The organism is Aquabacterium sp. UBA2148 (assembly GCF_002328915.1).
Classification (GTDB): Bacteria; Pseudomonadota; Gammaproteobacteria; order Burkholderiales; family Burkholderiaceae_C; genus Aquabacterium; species Aquabacterium parvum.
Genome location: NZ_DCXA01000120.1, coordinates 3,671 through 7,089, shown reverse-complemented (window position 1 = coordinate 7,089; position 3,419 = coordinate 3,671). Strand labels below are relative to the sequence as shown.

Annotated in this window: 4 protein-coding genes; 1 reads left to right on the top strand and 3 read right to left on the bottom strand. The window is 65.5% G+C overall.

The features are described from left to right. Positions 1-162: 162 nt before the first annotated feature. The 3 genes from argC to rplM form a co-directional block, all read right to left on the bottom strand. Entirely contained in the window at positions 163-1,200 is a 1,038-nt protein-coding gene (gene argC, locus B2W70_RS06595; RefSeq protein WP_286744015.1) for an N-acetyl-gamma-glutamyl-phosphate reductase, read from the bottom strand. A gap of 150 nt (positions 1,201-1,350) precedes the next feature. Then, a complete protein-coding gene (rpsI, locus tag B2W70_RS06590; protein WP_058088562.1) occupies positions 1,351-1,743 on the bottom strand; it encodes a 30S ribosomal protein S9 in 393 nt (130 codons plus the stop codon). An 11-nt stretch (positions 1,744-1,754) separates the two neighbouring features. Then, positions 1,755-2,183 (bottom strand): 50S ribosomal protein L13, encoded by a 429-nt coding sequence (rplM, locus tag B2W70_RS06585; protein ID WP_058088561.1) that lies wholly within the window; start codon positions 2,181-2,183, stop codon positions 1,755-1,757. 449 nt (positions 2,184-2,632) lie between these two features. On the opposite strand from rplM, the gene B2W70_RS06580 reads away from it, so the two are divergent. Beyond that, a complete protein-coding gene (locus B2W70_RS06580; protein ID WP_235513887.1) occupies positions 2,633-3,343 on the top strand; it encodes a GNAT family N-acetyltransferase in 711 nt (236 codons plus the stop codon). Positions 3,344-3,419 lie beyond the last annotated feature (76 nt).

Genomic DNA, 3,419 nt, shown 5'->3' with positions numbered 1-3,419 from the left:
CAGCCAGCCCGCGCCCGAACTCGAAGGCCCACAGCGCCAGCGCCCCGGAAAAGCCCAGCGCGATGGCCACCACGGCCCAACGCAAGGGCCATGGCAAATGGCTGCGAACGGCCATGCGCGGCGAGCTGATCGACAGCCGCCGGCGCAACAGGCGCCAGCGCATCAGGGCAGCACCGGCACGCCGGTCAGGCCGAGGTGCTCTTCGAGGCCGCACATCAGGTTCATGCACTGCACGGCCTGGCCTGAGGCGCCCTTGGTCAGGTTGTCCTCCACCACCAGCACCATGACGGTGTCCGGCAGCGGGTGGTGCACCGCAATGCGCACGTTGTTGGAGGCGCGCACGCTGCGGGTCTCGGGCGCGCTGCCGGCAGGCAGCACGTCGACGAAACGCTCGCCGCGATAGGCGTCCTCGAACACCTGTTGCAGGTCTGCGGCCTGGCCGGCGCTGTTCAGGCGCGCGTACAGCGTGGAGTGGATGCCGCGGATGATGGGCAGCAGGTGCGGCACGAACAGGCAGTTCACGCTCGCGTCGCCAGCGATGGCGCGCAGCTGCTGGTTGATCTCGGGGCCGTGGCGGTGGCCCTTGACGCCGTAGGCCTTGAAGTTGTCCGAGGCCTCGGCGTGCAGGGTCTGCACCTCGGCCTTGCGGCCAGCGCCTGAGATGCCCGAAGCGCAGTTGGCGATGAGGCCGGTGGTCTCGATCAGCTTGCTGCGCAGCAGCGGCGCATAACCCAGCTGCACCGAAGTGGGGTAGCAGCCCGGGTTGCCGATGACACGCGCGCGCTGGATGGCTGTGCGGTTGATCTCGGGCAGACCGTAGACAGCCTCGTCGAGGATGTCCGGGCAGGTGTGGGCCATGCCGTACCACTTCTCGAACTCGGCGGTGTCCTTGAGGCGGAAGTCTGCGGCCAGGTCGATGACCTTGACGCCCGCGTCCAGGAGCTCGCGGGCCTGGGCCATGGCCACGCCGTGGGGGGTGGCAAAGAAGACGACGTCGCACTCGGTGAGCTTGGCTTCATCGGGCGTGACGAAGGCCAGGTCGACGTGACCGCGCAAGCTCGGGTACATGTCGGACACGGGCATGCCAGCCTCCTTGCGGGAGGTGATGGCCTTGATCTCGACTTGCGGGTGCTGGGACAGCAGGCGCAGCAGTTCGACCCCGGTGTAGCCGGTGCCACCGACGATGCCGACCTTGATCATCTTCGATCCTTTCAAGAAAGAGGCGCCATTGTAGGAACAATGGCCAACAGGATGCAGTCCATGAATGACAAACCCGCCCGGGGCCGAGGCCAGGGGCGGGTTGGCTGGACTGGCGTGGCCCACAAGGGGCCGGCCAGCCAGGAGGGTCGATCAGCGCTTGCTGAACTGCTTCCTGCGGCGAGCGCCGTGGAGGCCGACCTTCTTACGCTCGACTTCGCGGGCGTCGCGGGTGACGAAACCAGCGCGGCTCAGTTCGGGCTTGAGGGCTGCGTCGAAATCGATCAGGGCGCGGGTCACACCGTGACGGACGGCACCGGCTTGACCGGATTCGCCACCACCGTGGACGTTGACCTTGATGTCGAACGCTTCAGCGTTGTTGGTCAGCACCAGGGGCTGCTTGACCACCATGATGGAGGTCTGACGGCCGAAGTACTGCTCAACGGGCTTGCCGTTGATGATGATCTGGCCGGTGCCCTTCTTGATGAAGACGCGGGCGACGGAAGACTTGCGACGGCCGGTGCCGTAGTTCCAGTTACCAATCATGTGGCCGCTCCTCAGATTTCCAGGGCCTTGGGCTGCTGGGCTGCGTGCGGATGCTCGCTGCCTGCGTAGACCTTCAGCTTCTTGATCATGGCGTAGCCCAGGGGGCCCTTGGGCAGCATGCCCTTGACGGCCTTTTCGATGGCGCGACCAGGGTGCTTGGCTTGCATGTCCTTGAACTTCGTGGCGTAGATGCCGCCGGGGAAGCCCGAGTGACGGTAGTAAACCTTGTCGGTGGCCTTGGTGCCAGTGACGCGGATCTTGTCGGCGTTGACGATGACGATGAAGTCGCCGGTGTCCACGTGAGGCGTGTAAATGGCCTTGTGCTTGCCGCGCAGACGGAGAGCGACTTCGCTGGCCACTCGTCCGAGCACCTTGTCGGTGGCGTCGATCACAAACCACTCGTGCGTCACTTCGGCCGGCTTGGCGCTGAAGGTCTTCATGGGTGTTTCCTTAGATTAGGAAGTAAAACAGTTGTCTGTCAGCTTTGGCACCACTTCTTAGGAACGGGGTGGCCTCGCAACCGACTGTCGTGTCGCCCCAGGTGCCGCTTCACAGGGGAAGCAGACTCGAAAACCTGGCGGGGCAACAACCCTGGCGCACCGCCCAAACAGCTCGGGCACGCGCACCATTCCCGGCAACCGCATCGGGAATCCGACATTCTAGCCCAGGTTCCGGCCCTTGCACAAGGTGCGGCAACACCCTGGCGCTGGCGGGCGCGGCAGCCATCATCGGACCCCGGATGACGTGAAGTAGTTGACACGTCGCAAGGTGGACGCAGGGGATGCCTTGCGACACCAAGGGTTTTCACCTACATTGCCAAGCAATCCGGTGACGACAGTCCAAAGAGGAGGCCACAGCCTCCCAACCGGTCACGCAAAAGGGGTCAGCCATGACCAAAATCCGCTCTCGTCCGCCCATCGACCGTTTCGGCATGCGCACGCCAACTCAGGCCCCGGCGAACCCCGGTTCGTCGTCCGCCCGCCCCGTTGAGGGCTGGGTGCCCATCCGCGACCTGCACGCCCGCCACCGCCGCCGCATCCTGGCCCACCTGATGGAGCTGGATGAGAAAGACCGCTACCTGCGCTTCGGCTACAAGGCGACCACCGAGCAGATTCAGCAGTACGTGGCCTCGATCGACTTCAAACGCGACGAGGTGTTCGGCATCTTCAACAGCAAGCTGCACCTGGTGGCGATGGCCCACCTCGCCGCCATGCCCGGCAAGGGCCCGGCAGGCGATGGCTCGTCGCGCGGCCGCGCGATGGAGTTCGGTGTGTCGGTGCTGGAGGCTGGGCGTGGCAAGGGCCTGGGCCTGCGCCTGTTTGTGCACGCGATCATGCACGCGCGCAACCAGCACGCCAGCCACATGATGATCCACGCGCTCAGCGAGAACGGCCCGATGCTGCGGATTGCCGCCAAGGCCGGCGCCGTGATCGAGCGCGACGGCCCTGATGCCGAAGCCTGGCTGAAGCTGCCGCCCGACACCGTGGGCACGCACATCGACAGCTCGCTGCAGTCGATCGCGGCCGAGGCGCTCTACCGCATCCGCTACAACGCGATGCACGCCAGCGACTGGCTGAAGATGCTGGTGAACCCGATCTGATCAGGCGCTCACGCGCCCGAAAAAAGGCCCCGCACGCGGTGACGCGTCGGGGCCGGTTTGTTTCCGGGCTTGAGGG

Coding starts and splice junctions, on each gene's coding strand:
- argC (WP_286744015.1), bottom strand. CDS start 1,200: ATGATCAAGGTCGGCATCGTCGGTGGCACCGGCTACACCGGGGTCGAA.
- rpsI (WP_058088562.1), bottom strand. CDS start 1,743: ATGATTGGTAACTGGAACTACGGCACCGGCCGTCGCAAGTCTTCCGTC.
- rplM (WP_058088561.1), bottom strand. CDS start 2,183: ATGAAGACCTTCAGCGCCAAGCCGGCCGAAGTGACGCACGAGTGGTTT.
- B2W70_RS06580 (WP_235513887.1), top strand. CDS start 2,633: ATGACCAAAATCCGCTCTCGTCCGCCCATCGACCGTTTCGGCATGCGC.